The 16916-nt window shown below is 58.1% G+C and carries 17 protein-coding genes; 13 read left to right on the top strand and 4 right to left on the bottom strand.

The annotated features are described in order from the left end of the window. The first annotated feature begins 153 nt into the window (after positions 1–153). The 8 genes from acs (at position 154) to ACRZ96_RS04200 (ending at position 9546) form a co-directional block, all read left to right on the top strand. Positions 154–2118 carry an acetate--CoA ligase gene (acs, locus tag ACRZ96_RS04165; protein WP_170595883.1) on the top strand — a complete coding sequence of 655 codons (1965 nt, stop codon included), beginning with the start codon at positions 154–156 and terminating at the stop codon, positions 2116–2118. 7 nt (positions 2119–2125) lie between these two features. Further along, complete coding sequence (locus ACRZ96_RS04170; RefSeq protein ID WP_170510418.1) at positions 2126–2809, top strand: adenylate kinase; 684 nt, start codon at positions 2126–2128, stop codon at positions 2807–2809. 182 nt (positions 2810–2991) lie between these two features. Beyond that, on the top strand, positions 2992–3276 hold the full coding sequence (locus tag ACRZ96_RS04175; RefSeq protein WP_010439512.1) for a DUF4212 domain-containing protein: 285 nt from the start codon (positions 2992–2994) through the stop codon (positions 3274–3276). 5 nt (positions 3277–3281) lie between these two features. Continuing rightward, on the top strand, positions 3282–5066 hold the full coding sequence (locus tag ACRZ96_RS04180; RefSeq protein ID WP_170393349.1) for a sodium:solute symporter family protein: 1785 nt from the start codon (positions 3282–3284) through the stop codon (positions 5064–5066). A gap of 108 nt (positions 5067–5174) precedes the next feature. Then, on the top strand, positions 5175–6998 hold the full coding sequence (locus ACRZ96_RS04185) for a DUF294 nucleotidyltransferase-like domain-containing protein (RefSeq protein WP_480704582.1): 1824 nt from the start codon (positions 5175–5177) through the stop codon (positions 6996–6998). A 27-nt stretch (positions 6999–7025) separates the two neighbouring features. Next, on the top strand, positions 7026–7544 hold the full coding sequence (locus tag ACRZ96_RS04190; RefSeq protein ID WP_170393351.1) for a hypothetical protein: 519 nt from the start codon (positions 7026–7028) through the stop codon (positions 7542–7544). A gap of 2 nt (positions 7545–7546) precedes the next feature. Then, on the top strand, positions 7547–8959 hold the full coding sequence (locus tag ACRZ96_RS04195; RefSeq protein WP_170393352.1) for a 3'-5' exonuclease: 1413 nt from the start codon (positions 7547–7549) through the stop codon (positions 8957–8959). An 86-nt stretch (positions 8960–9045) separates the two neighbouring features. Beyond that, complete coding sequence (locus ACRZ96_RS04200; RefSeq protein WP_480771378.1) at positions 9046–9546, top strand: flavin reductase family protein; 501 nt, start codon at positions 9046–9048, stop codon at positions 9544–9546. On the opposite strand, the gene ACRZ96_RS04205 is transcribed toward ACRZ96_RS04200, so the two are convergent. The 3 genes from ACRZ96_RS04205 to ACRZ96_RS04215 are packed head-to-tail and all read right to left on the bottom strand — an operon-like array spanning position 9543 to position 11775. After that, entirely contained in the window at positions 9543–10022 is a 480-nt protein-coding gene (locus ACRZ96_RS04205; RefSeq protein WP_170801118.1) for a DUF6505 family protein, read from the bottom strand. The two genes, ACRZ96_RS04200 and ACRZ96_RS04205, sit on opposite strands and share 4 nt — an antisense overlap. Beyond that, positions 10019–10717, bottom strand: a complete 699-nt coding sequence (locus ACRZ96_RS04210; RefSeq protein ID WP_480704578.1) for a biotin/lipoate--protein ligase family protein — start codon at positions 10715–10717, stop codon at positions 10019–10021. Before ACRZ96_RS04210 ends, ACRZ96_RS04205 begins: the two co-directional genes overlap by 4 nt. Beyond that, positions 10714–11775: an Mrp/NBP35 family ATP-binding protein gene (locus ACRZ96_RS04215; protein WP_480771377.1), complete on the bottom strand. Its 1062-nt coding sequence runs from the start codon at positions 11773–11775 to the stop codon at positions 10714–10716. Before ACRZ96_RS04215 ends, ACRZ96_RS04210 begins: the two co-directional genes overlap by 4 nt. Positions 11776–11907: 132 nt before the next feature. Here ACRZ96_RS04215 and ACRZ96_RS04220 point away from each other — a divergent pair, with 132 nt between their 5' ends. After that, complete coding sequence (locus ACRZ96_RS04220; protein WP_480704576.1) at positions 11908–12636, top strand: hypothetical protein; 729 nt, start codon at positions 11908–11910, stop codon at positions 12634–12636. Here the strand turns inward: ACRZ96_RS04220 and ACRZ96_RS04225 are convergent. After that, the gene (locus ACRZ96_RS04225) at positions 12630–14585 is read right to left on the bottom strand and encodes a 4Fe-4S binding protein (protein ID WP_480705722.1); all 1956 of its coding nucleotides are present in this window, start codon (positions 14583–14585) and stop codon (positions 12630–12632) included. The genes ACRZ96_RS04220 and ACRZ96_RS04225 overlap by 7 nt on opposite strands. Before the next feature lie 250 nt (positions 14586–14835). Between ACRZ96_RS04225 and ACRZ96_RS04230 the strand changes: the two genes are divergently transcribed. The 4 genes from ACRZ96_RS04230 to ACRZ96_RS04245 are packed head-to-tail and all read left to right on the top strand — an operon-like array spanning position 14836 to position 16829. Then, complete coding sequence (locus ACRZ96_RS04230; RefSeq protein WP_170510438.1) at positions 14836–15390, top strand: DUF3305 domain-containing protein; 555 nt, start codon at positions 14836–14838, stop codon at positions 15388–15390. Next, the gene (locus tag ACRZ96_RS04235; protein WP_480814257.1) at positions 15387–15968 is read left to right on the top strand and encodes a DUF3306 domain-containing protein; all 582 of its coding nucleotides are present in this window, start codon (positions 15387–15389) and stop codon (positions 15966–15968) included. The genes ACRZ96_RS04230 and ACRZ96_RS04235 overlap by 4 nt, the downstream gene beginning before the upstream one ends. A 4-nt stretch (positions 15969–15972) precedes the next feature. Then, positions 15973–16584 (top strand): molecular chaperone TorD family protein, encoded by a 612-nt coding sequence (locus ACRZ96_RS04240; protein WP_170393360.1) that lies wholly within the window; start codon positions 15973–15975, stop codon positions 16582–16584. Positions 16585–16640: 56 nt separating this feature from the next. Beyond that, positions 16641–16829, top strand: a complete 189-nt coding sequence (locus ACRZ96_RS04245) for a ubiquinol-cytochrome c reductase iron-sulfur subunit N-terminal domain-containing protein (RefSeq protein WP_170393361.1) — start codon at positions 16641–16643, stop codon at positions 16827–16829. Positions 16830–16916: the final 87 nt, after the last annotated feature.

The raw sequence follows: 16916 nt of genomic DNA on the forward strand, positions 1-16916 counted from the left end.
TTCTTTACAAAGAAATCCAAGGATTATGGCAATTTATTTATTTCTTTTCTGATCCCCGTATTATTCAACTTGGGGAGGAACCGGATCGACATTGCCTAATCGGCTGGCAAAATCGGTCCCATGTAATCCAGTCCAGAGGGAGGAGCCTCAAAGATGACTACCGCTGCCCAGGCAGATGCCAAGACATATCCGCCATCCGCAGAAACTGTCGCCCGTGCGCATGTCGACGCCGACAAATACGCAGATATGTACGCTGCGTCGATCAACAACCCCGAAGCATTCTGGGATGAGCAAGGCAAGCGCGTTGACTGGATCAAGCCTTATACTCAGGTCAAAGACGTCAGCTATGATTTTGGTTCGGTTGGTATCAACTGGTATGCGGACGGCACGCTAAACGTCTCGGCCAACTGTCTTGACCGTCATTTGAATACGCGCAGCGATCAGACCGCGATCATCTGGGAACCGGATGATCCAAACGACGAAGCTCAGCACATTACCTACGCCGAATTGCACCGTCGCACCTGTCGCATGGCCAATATTCTCGAATCGATGGGCGTGCGCAAAGGTGACCGCGTTGTGATCTATCTGCCGATGATCCCAGAAGCAGCCTATGCGATGCTGGCTTGTGCACGGATCGGAGCAATCCATTCGATTGTATTTGCTGGGTTTTCACCCGATGCGTTGGCAGCCCGAGTCAACGGATGTGATGCCAAGGTCGTCATCACTGCCGATGAGGCACCACGTGGTGGCCGAAAGACTCCGCTGAAGTCCAACGCAGACGCGGCCCTGCTGCACTGCAAAGACAGCGTGAAATGTCTGGTGGTCAAACGCACCGGTGGGCAGACCACTTGGATTGATGGCCGCGACTATGATTACAACGAAATGGCGCTTGAAGCGGATGACTATTGCGCACCCGCCGAGATGAATGCCGAAGATCCGCTGTTCATTCTCTATACTTCCGGTTCGACCGGTCAGCCCAAAGGTGTCGTCCATACGACCGGCGGTTATCTGGTCTATGCCGCGATGACGCATGAGATCACATTCGACTACCATGAAGGCGACGTTTACTGGTGCACCGCCGATGTCGGCTGGGTCACCGGCCACAGCTATATCGTCTATGGCCCGCTGGCCAACGGAGCGACCACACTGATGTTCGAAGGCGTGCCGACCTATCCGGATGCATCACGCTTCTGGCAGGTGTGCGAAAAGCACAAGGTGAACCAGTTCTACACCGCTCCGACGGCAATTCGCGCTCTGATGGGTCAGGGTACCGAGTTCGTCGAGAAATGCGACCTGAGCGATCTCCGGACGCTGGGCACAGTCGGCGAGCCGATCAACCCGGAAGCTTGGAACTGGTACAATGAAGTTGTTGGCAAAGGCAAATGCCCGATTGTTGACACCTGGTGGCAGACCGAAACCGGCGGTCACTTGATGACCCCCCTGCCCGGTGCGCATGCGATGAAGCCCGGCTCGGCGATGAAACCGTTCTTCGGCATCCAGCCGGTAGTTCTGGACCCGCAATCCGGTGTTGAGATCGAGGGAAATGGCGTTGAGGGTGTTCTGTGCATCAAAGACAGCTGGCCCGGTCAGATGCGCACCGTCTGGGGCGATCATGAGCGGTTCGAGAAGACCTATTTCTCGGACTATAAAGGCTACTACTTCACCGGCGATGGCTGCCGTCGCGATGAGGATGGCGACTACTGGATCACTGGCCGCGTCGATGATGTAATCAACGTCTCCGGCCACCGGATGGGCACGGCCGAGGTGGAAAGCGCGCTGGTCGCCCATGCCGCCGTCGCCGAGGCCGCTGTGGTTGGTTACCCCCATGAAATCAAAGGGCAAGGCATCTATTGCTATGTCACTTTGATGAATGACCGCGAGCCGTCGGATGAGCTGCTGAAAGAGCTGCGCACCTGGGTCCGGACCGAGATCGGCCCGATTGCCTCGCCTGATGTGATCCAGTGGGCCCCCGGCCTGCCCAAGACTCGCTCGGGCAAGATCATGCGCCGAATTCTGCGCAAGATTGCCGAGAACGACTTTGGTTCGCTTGGCGATACGTCGACCCTGGCCGATCCGTCAGTGGTCGAAGACCTGATCGAAAACCGGGCAAACAAGTGAGGATGTGATGGACGCTGCCACGACCATATCCCCCGCTGTTCTGATCCTTCTCGGCCCTCCGGGCGCCGGGAAGGGTACGCAGGCTCGTATGCTTGAAGAGAAGTTCGGGCTTGTACAACTCAGCACCGGTGATCTGCTGCGTGACGCGGTCGCCGCAGGTACCGAGGCTGGTAATGCTGCCAAAGCGGTTATGGAGGCAGGCGATCTTGTCAGCGACGGCATCGTCATCGCGATCCTGCGCGACCGCATGGCAGAACCGGACTGCGCCAAGGGCGTCATACTAGATGGTTTCCCCCGGACCACAGTCCAGGCCGAGGCTCTTGATGGTCTGCTCGCGTCTTCAGATCAGAAGATCAACGCGGCCATCAGCCTTGAAGTTGAAGACGCCGAGATGGTGACGCGGATTTCGGGTCGCTACACCTGCGCTGGATGCGGTGAGGGCTATCACGACACATACAAGCAGCCCGTCGAAGACGGCAAATGCGACAAGTGCGGACACACAGAATTCAAACGCCGCGCCGACGACAATGCCGAGACGGTCGCGTCGCGTCTGGCGGCCTATCACGCGCAGACCGCACCGCTGATTGACTACTATCAAGCCCAGGGCGTGCTGAAAGGCATCGATGCCATGGGCCAGATCGACGACATCGCACAAGACCTTCACGGGATTGTCGGCGAGGTCATGAAATAAGGGGAGGAGATAAGCCCTAGGGCTTTGATCCTAAATCAGAATACTTCAATGGACCCGCCTTGGCGGACCAGAGAAGTTATGCCTGACGTCACGGGGCGTTTGGCACAACCGAGAAGCGGCCCACCGCACTGGAGGAGTTGGGCAATGGGCCGCCAATGAGGGAAGCGAAGGAGGAACCCGCGATGGCGGATCATTCAACAAACTCCGCGCAGACTGCCGAAGCCGACAAGGGCTATTGGCAGGCCAACCTGCGCCTCATCTACATCAGCCTCGCGATTTGGGCGCTGGTGTCGTTTGGATTCGGCATTCTGCTGCGTCCGCTGCTGTCCGGCATCGCCGTTGGCGGTACAGATCTGGGCTTTTGGTTCGCTCAGCAAGGATCGATCCTGGTCTTTCTGGTGCTGATCTTCAACTACGCCTGGCGCATGAACAAGCTCGACGCTGAGCACGGCGTGGACGAGGAGTAATCGGCATGGATCAGTTTACCATCAACCTGCTGTTTGTGGGCGCGTCTTTTGCGCTTTACATCGGCATCGCGATCTGGGCTCGTGCGGGTTCCACATCGGAATTCTATGCCGCCGGTCGCGGCGTTCACCCGGTCACCAACGGTATGGCGACAGCAGCGGACTGGATGTCTGCGGCCTCGTTCATCTCGATGGCGGGCCTGATTGCCTTTACCGGCTATGACAACTCGACCTTCCTGATGGGTTGGACCGGTGGCTACGTGCTGCTGGCTCTGCTGCTTGCGCCCTACCTGCGTAAGTTCGGCAAGTTCACCGTGTCGGAATTCATCGGCGATCGTTTCTACAGCCAGACTGCACGTATCGTTGCGGTGATCTGTCTGATCGTTGCGTCGGTGACCTACGTGATCGGTCAGATGACCGGTGTTGGCGTTGCCTTTGGCCGCTTCCTCGAAGTGTCCAACACTACAGGTCTGCTGATCGGCGCCGGCGTTGTGTTTGCCTACGCAGTGTTTGGTGGGATGAAGGGCGTGACCTACACTCAGGTCGCTCAGTACTGCGTGCTGATCACCGCTTATACCATCCCGGCCATCTTTATCTCGCTGCAGCTGACCGGCACGCCTGTTCCGGCGCTGGGTCTGTTTGGTGACACCGCCAGCGGTGAACCCCTGCTGACTAAGCTGGACGCCATCGTGACCGAGTTGGGCTTCAACGACTACACGGCTCACCACTCGAACACGCTGAACATGGTGCTGTTCACCTTGTCGCTGATGATCGGTACAGCTGGTCTGCCGCACGTCATCATGCGCTTCTTCACCGTTCCCAAAGTGTCTGACGCACGTTGGTCGGCAGGCTGGGCGCTGGTCTTCATCGCTCTGCTGTACCTGACGGCTCCTGCTGTTGGTGCAATGGCGCGCCTGAACATCACCGACATGATGTGGCCCAATGGTGGCATCGAAGGTGGCGCTGTTTCGGTCGAAGAAATCGACAACGATCCGCGTTATGACTGGATGGCCACGTGGCAGAAAACCGGTCTGCTGGATTGGGAAGACAAGAACGGCGACGGCAAAATCCAGTACTACAACGACAAGTCGGAAGCCATGACCGCGATCGCCGAAGAAAAAGGCTGGGTCGGTAACGAGCTGACCAAGTTCAACCGCGACATCCTGGTTCTGGCCAATCCTGAGATTGCCAACTTGCCAGGTTGGGTGATTGGTCTGGTCGCTGCTGGTGGTCTTGCGGCTGCTCTGTCAACCGCTGCGGGCCTGCTGCTGGCGATCTCGTCGGCTGTGTCCCATGACCTTGTCAAAGGTGCAATCAACCCGTCGATCTCTGAAAAGGGTGAACTTCTGGCGGCACGGATTGCCATGGCTGTAGCCATCGTCGTTGCAACCTATCTGGGTCTCAACCCTCCGGGCTTTGCGGCACAAACCGTGGCCTTGGCCTTTGGTCTGGCAGCAGCCTCGATCTTCCCGGCGCTGATGATGGGGATCTTCTCGACCCGCATCAACAACACCGGCGCGGTTGCAGGTATGCTGGCTGGTCTGACCGTAACCCTGGTCTACATCTTCCTGCATAAGGGCTGGCTGTTCATTCCGGGCACCAATTCGTTCACCGATGCTGATCCGCTTCTGGGTCCGATCAAGTCGACTTCGTTCGGCGCCATCGGTGCGATGATCAACTTCGGCGTCGCCTACGTCGTTGCCGGTATGACCAAAGAGACTCCGCAGGAGATCAAAGATATGGTCGAAAGCATTCGCATTCCCCGTGGTGCGGGCGCAGCTCAGGATCACTGAGTGGGATGCGGTCGGCGGCTCTTGTCTTCGATCGCATCTTTCGACTTACTGTTCCCGCCCGGCACACCACCGGGCGGGATTTTTTATTCGGAACTCCGGAGAGCGTAAATGCCCCTGTCCCATGACGAAATCACCCGGTTTCTGAAGTCTGTACACCCCTATGACTCGTTGCCCCATGATGCTTTGGACGATCTGGCCAAGCAGATCGAAGTGCGCGAAGTCGATGCCGATGGCAGCATTTACCAGTTGGGCAACGCTCTGCCCGGCGTCTTTGTGATCTATGAAGGACAGGTAGAAATTACCGATGAGAACGGCGCTGTCGTTTCGCATCTGGGATTGCGCAATTCTTTTGGTGAGCGCGGATTGCTGAAGGACGGCAAAGCCGCCACACATGCGCGCGCGCACACGCCGTCAGTGTTGATCGTGTTGCCGCCAGACCTTGTGAAAAACCTGATCGAAGGTCACGATGTGGTGTCCAAGTTCTTTAACCGTTCACGCGGTGGGCGGAGCGGACCGCAAAGCCTGGCTACCAGTGCAATTGATGTGCTGATGGCTCGTGACCCTGCCACCTGCCCGCCCGATACTCCGGTTCAAAACGCCGCGCAGATCATGCGCGACCGCCATATCTCATCGCTTTGCGTGACCGAAGGGGACAGATTGTTGGGTATCGCAACCCTCCGCGATATTTCCGGCAAATACGTCGCCGAGGCGATGCCCGCTGACACCGCGGTTTCGGCGATCATGACCGCCGATCCAATCATTCTTGCCCCGACAGATATCGGCTCGGACGTATTACACGTGATGATGGAACGTGGCATCGGTCATATTCCAATTTCCGAGGCCGGTAAGCTGGTCGGAATCGTAACCCAAACCGACCTCACCCGCTATCAGGCGGTCAATTCTGCCGAGTTGGTAGGACGAATTGCCCGCGCCGACAGCCCGCAAGAGATGGCTCAAGTCACCGCTGAGATACCACAACTGCTGGTCCAACTCGTCGCGGGTGGCAACCGGCACGAGATCGTTACACGGCTGATCACCGACATCGCAGACACTGCGACGCGGCGGTTGCTGGCACTGGCTGAGGCTGAACTGGGTGCGCCGCCAGTGCCCTACTTGTGGCTTGCTTGCGGCTCGCAAGGACGGCAGGAACAGACCGGAGTTTCTGATCAGGACAATTGCCTGATGCTTGATGACAGTGTGGCGGACGGTGATATGGCCTACTTCGCTGCGCTGGCCAAATTCGTCTCAGACGGGCTGGATACCTGCGGTTATTTCTATTGCCCCGGTGACATGATGGCGACCAACCCTCGCTGGTGCCAGCCCGTGCGTGTCTGGCGCGAGTATTTCAATGGCTGGATTGCCAAACCCAACCCCGAGGCGCAAATGCTGGCCTCGGTGATGTTTGACCTGCGGCCCATCGGAGGGTCCTTCGATCTGTTCACAGACCTGCAGGCCGATACGCTGGCGGCAGCCAATGCGAATTCGATCTTTGTAGCGCATATGATCTCGAACTCGCTCAAGCACACCCCTCCTCTGGGCCTGCTGCGTGGATTCGCCACCATACGTTCGGGTGAGCATCGCAATACGCTCGACCTCAAGCATAATGGCGTGGTGCCTGTCGTGGATCTGGCACGCATCTACAGCCTGCAGGGACAATTAACCGAAGCGAACACCCGCGCCCGTCTTAGCGCCGCCGAGGCTGCGGGTGTGCTCAGCGCGTCTGGCGCACGCGATTTACTGGACGCATATGACCTGATCGCTGAGACCCGATTGGAACATCAAGTGCGTCTGGTCAAATCCGGGGATGCACCGGACAATTACCTGCCACCCACTGAATTGTCGGACTTTGAGCGAAGTCATCTCCGCGATGCCTTTGTCGTGGTAAAAACCATGCAATCAGCGGTTGGCCATGGCAAAGGAATGCTAGGTTAAGAAACTGGAAATGAACGGAGAAATCACATGTTTCTGGAACTGATCGGCACGATTTTTGCAGGCTTTGCCTTTGCGGGTGTCGTGATGGTGGTGAACAAGCTGACCGGGGGCCGCTTGCCCAAATGGGCCGCGCCGGTTGCAGCAGGTGCGGGGATGATCGGTATGACGATAACCAGCGAGTATTCTTGGTATGACCGTACGCGCGACCAACTGCCCGACAGCCTCACCATCGTGCAGGAGGTGGAAAGCCGCGCCTTTTATCGCCCTTGGACGTATGCCGTGCCCTTTGTCGACCGCTTTGCTGCGATCGACGCCACATCGGTACGCACCAATGCCAATTTGCCGGACGAGCGTCTGGTCGATCTTTACTTTTTTGGTCGCTGGGCACCGGTCTCGAAGATGCCGGTCGCTGTAAACTGCGCCGAAAACAGCCGCGCCAACCTGGCAGACGGGGCCGAATTCGCCGATGACGGACGTTTGCTGAACGCCAGCTGGATCAAGATCGACGCTGAAGATCCGGTGATCGAGGCAACCTGCGGGGTCTGACTATGTTGAACCATCTGAGCCTGCGCCTGAGGGTGTTCCTGTTCTTCCTATTACTTGCGGCAGGAGGGCTGATCATCAGCACCCTGGCTTTGTGGGTCGGTTATCAGAGGGCAAGTGATCCCGCTCTTATGGATGCGTTCATCTTCGCAGAGATACTGATCGCGTTTGGAATGTTGGCGCTAGTTGCCGGAGTCTGGCTTCTTTTTGATGATAACGTTGCAAAACCAATCGAGCGGCTCTCGGCCCAACTCCGGGCGCGCGCACACGCCGGGGTCAGCACGGATTTGGACCTTCAGGCGGCGCGTTATTTGGGCGATCTGGCCCCAGCCGCCGCTGGACTGGCCGAACAACTGGCTGCCAACGCCATGACCACGGCTGAGGCCGTGGCCGCGGAAACGGCCCATCTGGCATCGGAAAAACAACGTCTCACCGCGCTGCTGACCGAGATCCCGGTTGCAATGCTTTTGGCCGGACCGAAGCATCAGATCGTTCTATATGACGCGCAGGCGGCTGAGGTGTTGGCACAGATCGCACATCCTCGGCTAAACGCCTCGCTTTTTGACTACCTCGAAGCGACCGGTCTGACGGATTCCTACGCGAAGCTAATCAAAACCGGGAAAGACGTCCATTGCACACTAACCAGTGTCGATGGGCGGCAATCGTATTCTGCCCGTATGAAACCATTGGGCGATGCCCCCGGTTACATGCTGGTCTTCGATGACAGTGCCGCGCAAATCGAACCCGACGCGGCCCGCCCGCTGGTTTACGATTTCGAACTTCTCGACACACCCGGTGACGACGCGTTTGAAGATAGACCCCTGTTGGACCTCTGCTTCGTAGTCTTTGACACCGAAACCACGGGCCTGCTCCCGCATAAGGATGAGATCGTACAGATCGGTGCGGTGCGCGTCGTAAAGGGTAAGATCGTCGAAGGCGAACGGCTTGATACCCTGGTCGACCCCGGCATCCCGATCCCCCCAGCTTCAACCAAAGTGCATAAGGTCAGCGACCGGATGGTTCAGGGTGCGCCTGATATTGCCGAGGCCGGTCGCAGCTTTCACCAATTTGCCCGGGATGCCGTCATTGTTGCCCATAACGCACCATTCGACATGGCTTTCCTGCGCCGCCATGCCGAGCGTATGGGGGTGGAATGGAGCCACCCCATTCTGGATACGGTCCTGCTGTCGGCGGTGCTGTTCGGGGCAAGCGAAACGCATACGCTGGACGCTGTCTGCGAACGGCTTGGCATAACAATTCCCGAAGCCCTGCGTCACACGGCCTTGGGTGATGCCGTCGCGACCGCCGAAGTGCTGGTTCGGATGCTACCGATGCTTACGGCCCGTAATTTGGTGACCTTTGGCGACGTCATCACCGAGACTCGCAAACACGGACGGTTGCTTGAAGACCTGAACTGACCAGAAATTACTACCACCACCGCAGCTTTCCGTAGACAATTCTGGCGTCGCGTGGCACCTGAGACAGGCCCATGTACGAGCGCGCGATGACTGAAAAGACCTTCATTCCCAGCCCCGAGCAAAGCCTTGCCTTTCGCGAGGCCCTGAGCTGTTTCGGCACCGGCGTCACCGTTGTGACCACAAATACCTCCGAGGGCCCTGCAGCAATCACGGTGAACTCATTTGCGTCTGTATCGCTGGACCCGCCGCTGGTCCTGTGGTGTCTTGATCGGGATTCGAACCGGTACGACGCGTTCCACAACTGCGAATATTACGCGATCCACGTTATGGCGCAGGACCAGCACGACCAAGCATTGCAATTCGCGCGAAACGGGTTCGATTTTTCCCATGCGGATTGGCAGGAGGATGACGCCGGGCGCCCCCGACTTGCGGAATGCCTCGCCCGCTTCGATTGCCGTCTTTCGGACCGTCATGAGGCAGGTGACCACCTGATCCTTGTTGGTCATGTTGAACAGGTCATGCATCGCCCAGGTCAGGGGCTGATCTTCAAGCGCGGACAATTCGGCGGCTTCGCCGATCTGATCTAATCGTCCAGCGAGCCGTGGACGGCCAACGCTTCAAGTTGCGTCTCTTGCGGGGTGATCACTCGGAATGCCTCGTGCACCCCTGCCCCCGTCAGCTCTCGGGCGACGGTCAGCAATGTGTTCGGGGCATGATCTTCGCACAGCTCGGACATATGTGAGACTTCGGCCTGCGCCACTTCTAACGCGGCTTCAACCGAAGGCGCGCCGTAGAATTGCACGAAATGCTCGGCCAGATATTGCGTGATTTGGTCAATCTCGGCCTGCTCGACTTGTGTGACGGCAACAAATGTAACGCGCCCGAAGGTTTCAAGCCCCAGCCATCCATTGGCAAAGGCCTGACGCGCCTTGCCTTCCAGATCAGCCTCACTCCAGTTCGAAAACTCGAATCCGCCCGAGATGCTCCATTCACCAGTTCTTGCGGGTGAATGAAACACGTTCATATCGCTTTCATCAAAATGGATAGCACGGGCGAGTTTCATCTGGCGGTCTCCAATAATTCTGTCAGCGGGCGTATATGAGTGTCCGCGCCGTCGCGGATCAGCATACCGAAGCGCTCATCGGTGCCCAGAAAAACACCCCCTTCTCCAATAGGTTCTCCGACACCGCGCAGCAGCCCCATCCACTCAGCGTGAAGCGGCGCGTTACCGTCCTCGTTCCAGCGGTTCAACCAGGTCAACATGTGACGCGACCAGCTCTCGACCAACTGCGTCGCAGAAACCTCGGCGCATCCTTCATCATAGAGCGAGGTAACATCCGGTGTTTCCCCTGGTGCATCGCTGGTTTGAAGCAAGGCCAGTTCCCAACCAACGATCAGCCAATCGGGAACCTCATCCACCTCGGCAGACGACGCTGCAACTTTTATTGTCCCACATTTTGCACCGTTTACACAGATCAGCCCATCCCAACCCAAGTGCACCGCGACCTCGGGTGGGGCCAGCGCGCCCAGCGCATTCTGGAACCCGACAGCACAAAGCGGCAGCATCGCCATAGCATCCCGCAACGGAACCTCGGGCGCGAATACTATCGCAACGCGCAGACGATCCGCCTGAATATTGTGGACCACAGTTCCCGCGTCACAGCCCAGCGCTGCCATCGCCTGGGCCCGCTCGAACGGGTCTTCGCCGGCCTTGGCAGGTTGCCCTTTGAGCAATGGGGGAAAGACCGGCTGGGTCACGCGTTGCCCTTGGCAATCATGTCGCGGGCGATCTTGCGGAAGGCTTCGGCTTGCGGGCTGTCAGGTTTGCTGACCACGATGGGGGCACCCCCGTCGGCGGCAACTCGGATATCCAGATGCAGCGGAATTTCCCCTAGCAATGGCACGCCCAGCGCCTCGGCTTCTGAGGCAACACCGCCATGGCCAAAGACATGTTCTTCGTGTCCGCAATTCGAGCAAATATGCGTCGACATGTTTTCGATCATCCCAACAATGGGCGTCTTGAGTTGGTTGAACATATCGATCCCCTTGCGGGCGTCGATCAAAGCAACATCCTGTGGGGTTGAGACGACAATGGCTCCATCCACTTGAAACTTTTGGCTCAGCGTCAGTTGCACATCGCCGGTTCCGGGGGGCAGATCAACGATCAACACATCCAATGCGCCCCATTGCACCTGACTCATCATCTGCTGCAAGGCGCCCATCAGCATGGGGCCGCGCCAGACAACCGCCTGCCCTTCGTTGGTCATTAACCCCATCGACATCATGGTGACACCGTGATTGCGCAGCGGCAGGATCGTCTTACCATCTGGGCTGGCCGGTCGCCCCGACACACCCAGCATCCGGGGTTGTGAAGGGCCATATACGTCTGCGTCCAACAGGCCTACGCGACGGCCTTCAGCAGCCAGCGCGCAGGCAAGGTTGACCGACACGGTGGACTTGCCCACGCCACCCTTGCCCGACGCAATCGCGATGATCCGGTCCACACCGGGAACGGCCTGTGGTCCGGTTTGCGAGGGCTTTGGCTTGGGCTTCAAATCAGGCGGCGCCTTGTCCGAATGCGCGGTCAACATTGCCGAGACCTTGGAAACACCATCAACCATCTGCGCCGCCTGTTCGGCTGTGGCGCGTACGGGCTCCATCTTCTCGGCCTGTTTGGGATCGATCTCCAGCACAAACCGAACGGTATCGCCTTCAACATTCAATGCACGCACGATACCCGCGCTCACAATATCCTGACCAGAAACCGGATCGGTAATCTTCTTTAAGTTCGCTAGAACTGCATCACGGATGCTCATGCCGTCTTCCCCTTGATCCGCCCCGCGCTGGGCGCCTTGCGTATCGACAGAATATAGTCGCCGCTCATTGCATGTGTCTCCGTCTCATTTTGTACATTTGACGCATCGGGTCAGCCGCCGTTAGGCTTAACCATGCGCTTTGTCCTGTTGTGCCTGAGCCTGACGCTCACCGCCACCCCCTCTTGGTCGCAAGAGGCATTGGGCCTTGCCGCCCCGGATGAGGTGACAAACTCAGGTCTTTTGCAACATATTCTTCCGCGCTTTTCTCTCAAGACCGGAATACGTGTTGTTGCGGATGAAAGCGGCGTCATGTCACTGGCCCCGAGTTCGCCCGGCGATCCGGTCTTTGCCCGTGACGGGGTGGTCTATCATCTACGAATCGACGACAGCGCCAAGCAGGTAAGGTTTCGTGAATGGCTACTTTCCGACATTGGCAGACGGACGGTTGAAAACTTCATCCCCGACGAGGGCACGCCCTTTAGCGCAAGTTTCGAAACTGCCACTGTTACCGAAGAGGTCGTGGTCGACGGAAACGCGCTGCTTGGCGAAGATCTGTCGATGACCCATTGTGGCCGGTGCCATGTGATTGGCCCACAGAATCGGATGAACGGGCTGGGTTCGACCCCGTCTTTCGCAGTGCTGCGCGCAATGCCCGACTGGTCGGAACGGTTTCAGGCGTTCTTTGCCCTGAACCCACACCCAGCTTTCACACAGATCGAGGGCGTCACCGAACCTTTCCCGCCCGAGCGCCCCTCGCCGATCCATCCGGTCGAGATGAGCCTGGATGACCTCGAAGCAATTCTGGCTTTCGTGACCGCCATGCGCGCCGCCGATCTGGGCGCGCCACTGCAACTTCAGTGATCCTTGCGCTTTGAAAGGTAATCATCCGTTGTGACGACCCGTGGTCTGGGGGCGGATTGAAACGGATTGTCAGCGCTATGGAACTGGGCGTTTACCCGGCAATTGTCGCACATCTGGATCATCCGCGCCTGATCCGAGGTCGCGAACATCGGATGTGTGCCCGACAACTTTTCCATGATCCGCTCAACCGTTGATTTAACGCCAAACGCTGCGCCGCATTCGACGCATTCAAAGGGTTCCTCTTCATTCAGCACCTGTTGTGACAGCGCTTGGTCGCTCAGATCAAGCTGGGGCACTAGTGTGATCGCCTGTTCTGGGCAGATCGTTCGGCAAATCCCGCATTGCAGGCAGGCGTCCTGCTGGAAATTCAACTGCGGCTTGTCCGGGTTATCGATCAGCGCCCCCGATGGGCAAAGGGACACGCAACTCAGGCACAATGTACAGGTGTCGGTATTCACTGCAATCGCGCCATAAGGCGCGCCCTCGGGCAAGGCCAGCGGCACCTCGACCTCCGGGTTCAAAGCTTGCGCCGCCAGACGCGCTATTTGACGACGATTACCCAGTGGAAGCACCGGATCAGCCAATGGCTGCGGAACATTCTGCGCATAAAGCAGATCTGCCAGCGCATCCGGGTCGGTTTCATCAATCAGACTCAGCGCGTCGTGCACTTCGATAGCCCGAGCCAGCTCTAATTCACGATCAAGCGCGTCCCGTTCGGTCTTAGGGCTAATCAGGATATCGGCGCGCGCAAAGCCATGCGCCAGCGCTGCGAGCATCTCGGCATGTCCAAAGCCCGAAACCACATTCAGCTCCAGCGGAATGACATCCGCTGGCAGTCCCCGTCCAAACCGGGCCGCCATCCGGATCATCTGCGCCCCATGGGCGTCGTGCACCAGTAATCGCGGTGCAACGCCGCCCGCGCGCCGGAAGGTCCGGGCCAGTATGTGCATCCGCGACAATACCGCCGAGACCGGAGGGTCTTCATATGTAATGGCAGTCGACGGGCACAACGCCGAACACTCACCGCACCCAGCGCAAATCATCGGATCAATGGCTACATGATCGCCAGCCGGTGTGATCGCACCGGTCGGGCAGACGTCCAGACAGTTTGAACACCCCGTTTGTTCCGCTCGCGAATGGGCGCAAAGCGTCTCATCCAATCGGACATAGAGCGGTTTTTCAAAAGTCCCGACCAGTTGCACCGCTTCAAAAGCAAGACGCGCGACGGCCACCGCATCGCGAGGATCAGCGCGCAAGTACCCCTCGCGCTTTTCGGGGGCATTAACCAAAGGTGTTGCTCCGGTCAGATCAACAACAATGTCGCAACGCGACGTTGCACCGTCACGGGGTGCGCTCCAACCAAATTCTCCGCGTCCGCCGGGATCTAGTTGCTGCACCTGATCCAGATGCCAAACAAATCCGCCCAGCGCGCCGGTCAGTCTGCGTATTCGTGCGCGCGCAACGTCATAGTTGCGGCTTAGCGGTTCTGCATCGTCAACCAAAAGCACAGTCACGGCCAACACAGCGGACAGCTGTTCGGCCAACGGAAAGACAACCTCTCCGGGCCCCAAAATACAGCAGGTTCCTTCACTGATGACATCGAAACTTGGGGTCACTGGCTGCGGCAGTAATGCCTCAGCCGCGAGCGCAGCCATTTTGGGGGTTGCATCGGTACCCTGTTCGGACCAGCCAGCCCGGTCGCGCAGATCGACAAATCCGGGCGCTTCAACACCCAGTTCCTCGGCAAGCTCGCTAAAAACTGCACTTTCCTGAGCGCAGGCAAACACCACCTGCTCATCGCCCGTCATCAACTCGGCGGCAGTTTGAATCTGGCGCGTACAAAGGGCGGTATGCACCTTCGAGCACTCCGTATCGCAGGCTGCAGAAATACCATCTGCGTTCAGGGACTGCGTCCCCTCGCAATCACACAATATGAGCTTGCTGGCCATTTCCCCTCCCGACGCTGCGTTCTGCCCCATCAGCAGCTTAGACCCAATCCGCGCCGAGGCAATGCGAAGCATCAGAGAAAATCCCGATATGTGCATTATTTTTCATCACAAATCGCCATCAAAACCTGAAGTTAGAAATAAACTCTAAGTGAATGTCTCATATTAGGCGAAACTAGACTTGGCAGGTCGCCAATTTATGTAACATAGTACATCAATGGAAGGCAGGGGAGAGCCTTCCGGGGAGGAGCCAGTGGCCAAGGCCGCAAGCCGGACTGAAATGACAATTGGCGTCGTCGTGCGCAGAACACCCGGGGTGACACGCTGGGCGCGTTGGAACTGGCGCGCGGTCGCTGTTTTGCCAGGTGCAGGGCCTGCCGACTGGCAAGAGTTGCGACGTGAAGGTGAGGCCATCGAATACCATGCAGCCACCCTGCCCCTCACCCTCTGGGCCGATGAAACCGAAGCCTACATGGTCAACCTGTCGGACGGTCAACCTTCGCTGTACCTGGTTTTGCGGGATGAGCTGAAAGGCGAAACACCCCTAAATGCCGTATTGATCACCGCCTCACCGTTCGAGGGGCAGGATTATGCGGATACCGGCGAAGAGATCGTTGAGAAGATTCCGATGACCGAAGGGTTGATTGCATGGCTCCGCGATTTCACCCTGCAGCATCATCAGGACGAGGTGTTCATAAAACGTAAACGGGACAAGAAACGCACCGATCTGGTGGAAGACGGCAAGGGCGATGCACGAATCCGGCAGGATTCAGATGTCTACCGGGCTCCGCGTCGGGTGCTGCAATGACCCAGGCCCGCGATTTCTGGTCCCGCCGCAAGGCCGCCGTTCAGGCCGAGACCGAAGCAGAAGCTTTGGCCGCAGAGGAACAGATCATCACAACGCGGCAAGCTGAGCTGGAGGAAAAAAGCGACGCCGAAATTCTGGCCGAGTTTGATCTGCCCGATCCCGATACGCTGGAAGCCGGCGATGATGTCTCGGGCTTCATGGTCAAAGCTGTACCTGACCGTTTGCGCCGCCGCGCCTTGCGGCGCCTATGGCGGTTGAATCCTGTTCTGGCCAATGTCGACGGGCTGGTCGATTACGGCGAGGATTATACCGATGCGGCCTGCGTGATTGAGAACATCCAGACCGCGTATCAGGTTGGCAAGGGTATGTTGGCGCATGTCGAAGCGCTCGCTGCCGAGGCAGAAGTGTCCGAAGCAGAAAAAGAAGCTGACATGCCCGAGGCGATCGAGTCAGGTGAAGAACCGATCAACGCCGTCGAACCAGAACCGGAAGCCCCACAGATGGTTGAAATGAAAGAGCCAGAGGAAATCGAACTCACCCCTGCTCCACGCCGTATGAAATTCGAATTCGAAGGATAACTCTATGACCGCAGACAACGCGCAAACATTGGATATCTCAACTGAGGATCGTCTGCGTGCGGATTTCTATAATTTTCTTGGCCTGCTATTGGCCGGTCCACCCGATCAGTTGCTTTTGGATCAGATGGCCGGGCTAAGCGGTGATGACTCGGATCTAGGTCAGGCCATTCAGGCAATGGCACGGGTGGCCAAGGTGACCAAGCCTGCCGCCGCAGAGCGCGAATTCAACGCACTTTTCATCGGATTGGGCCGAGGCGAACTGCTGCCTTATGCCTCTTTCTACCTGACGGGATTTCTGAACGAAAAACCCCTGGCGCAGCTGCGCAATGACATGGCCGCGCGGGGCATCACCCGGGCGCAGAATGTTTATGAACCCGAAGACAACATCGCCTCGCTAATGGAAATGATGGCGGGCATGATCGTCGGTCGGTTCGGCGCGCCCGCCACGCTGGAAGATCAAAAGGCGTTCTGGAGCAAACATATCGGGCCCTGGGCCGCGCATTTCTATTCGGATTTGGAAGGTGCCGAGAACTCGGTTCTCTACGCCTCGGTCGGCACGGCTGGTCGGGTGTTCATGGAGATCGAACGTGAAGCCTTTCGAATGACGGCGGCCTAGCCCGCCACTCGCCGGTGCCTTTAGGCACCAAACCGCAATTGGGACAGGAGGAGCCCATGAGCAAGACCAAGGAAGAAGGCGCAACCCGCCGCGACTTCCTGAAACTGGCCGGAACCGCAGCGCCCGCTGCTGTAGCCGCCGCCAGCCTGTCTGGGAAAGCCGAAGCAGCCGAACTGCCGACGGACGAAACCCGGATGCAGGACACCGCGCATACGCGCGCATACCTCGACAGCGCCCGGTTCTGACCCGGACGTAGTCATACCCGACAGACGGTTGCGATTGGCCCTGACGTCGGTTTCGCGAAGTACCAAGCCAGCCATGGGTTACATGGC

Source organism: Ruegeria sp. CF1 (assembly GCF_056537445.1).

What these genes read in the sequence shown, in the direction of transcription:
- ACRZ96_RS04195 (WP_170393352.1), top strand. Translation starts at nt 7,547, where the DNA reads ATGTTGAACCATCTGAGCCTGCGCCTGAGGGTGTTCCTGTTCTTCCTA.
- ACRZ96_RS04215 (WP_480771377.1), bottom strand. Translation starts at nt 11,775, where the DNA reads ATGAGCATCCGTGATGCAGTTCTAGCGAACTTAAAGAAGATTACCGAT.
- ACRZ96_RS04220 (WP_480704576.1), top strand. Translation starts at nt 11,908, where the DNA reads ATGCGCTTTGTCCTGTTGTGCCTGAGCCTGACGCTCACCGCCACCCCC.
- ACRZ96_RS04180 (WP_170393349.1), top strand. Translation starts at nt 3,282, where the DNA reads ATGGATCAGTTTACCATCAACCTGCTGTTTGTGGGCGCGTCTTTTGCG.
- ACRZ96_RS04170 (WP_170510418.1), top strand. Translation starts at nt 2,126, where the DNA reads ATGGACGCTGCCACGACCATATCCCCCGCTGTTCTGATCCTTCTCGGC.
- ACRZ96_RS04190 (WP_170393351.1), top strand. Translation starts at nt 7,026, where the DNA reads ATGTTTCTGGAACTGATCGGCACGATTTTTGCAGGCTTTGCCTTTGCG.
- ACRZ96_RS04225 (WP_480705722.1), bottom strand. Translation starts at nt 14,585, where the DNA reads ATGGCCAGCAAGCTCATATTGTGTGATTGCGAGGGGACGCAGTCCCTG.
- ACRZ96_RS04185 (WP_480704582.1), top strand. Translation starts at nt 5,175, where the DNA reads ATGCCCCTGTCCCATGACGAAATCACCCGGTTTCTGAAGTCTGTACAC.
- ACRZ96_RS04175 (WP_010439512.1), top strand. Translation starts at nt 2,992, where the DNA reads ATGGCGGATCATTCAACAAACTCCGCGCAGACTGCCGAAGCCGACAAG.
- ACRZ96_RS04235 (WP_480814257.1), top strand. Translation starts at nt 15,387, where the DNA reads ATGACCCAGGCCCGCGATTTCTGGTCCCGCCGCAAGGCCGCCGTTCAG.
- ACRZ96_RS04200 (WP_480771378.1), top strand. Translation starts at nt 9,046, where the DNA reads ATGACTGAAAAGACCTTCATTCCCAGCCCCGAGCAAAGCCTTGCCTTT.
- acs (WP_170595883.1), top strand. Translation starts at nt 154, where the DNA reads ATGACTACCGCTGCCCAGGCAGATGCCAAGACATATCCGCCATCCGCA.
- ACRZ96_RS04205 (WP_170801118.1), bottom strand. Translation starts at nt 10,022, where the DNA reads ATGAAACTCGCCCGTGCTATCCATTTTGATGAAAGCGATATGAACGTG.
- ACRZ96_RS04245 (WP_170393361.1), top strand. Translation starts at nt 16,641, where the DNA reads ATGAGCAAGACCAAGGAAGAAGGCGCAACCCGCCGCGACTTCCTGAAA.
- ACRZ96_RS04240 (WP_170393360.1), top strand. Translation starts at nt 15,973, where the DNA reads ATGACCGCAGACAACGCGCAAACATTGGATATCTCAACTGAGGATCGT.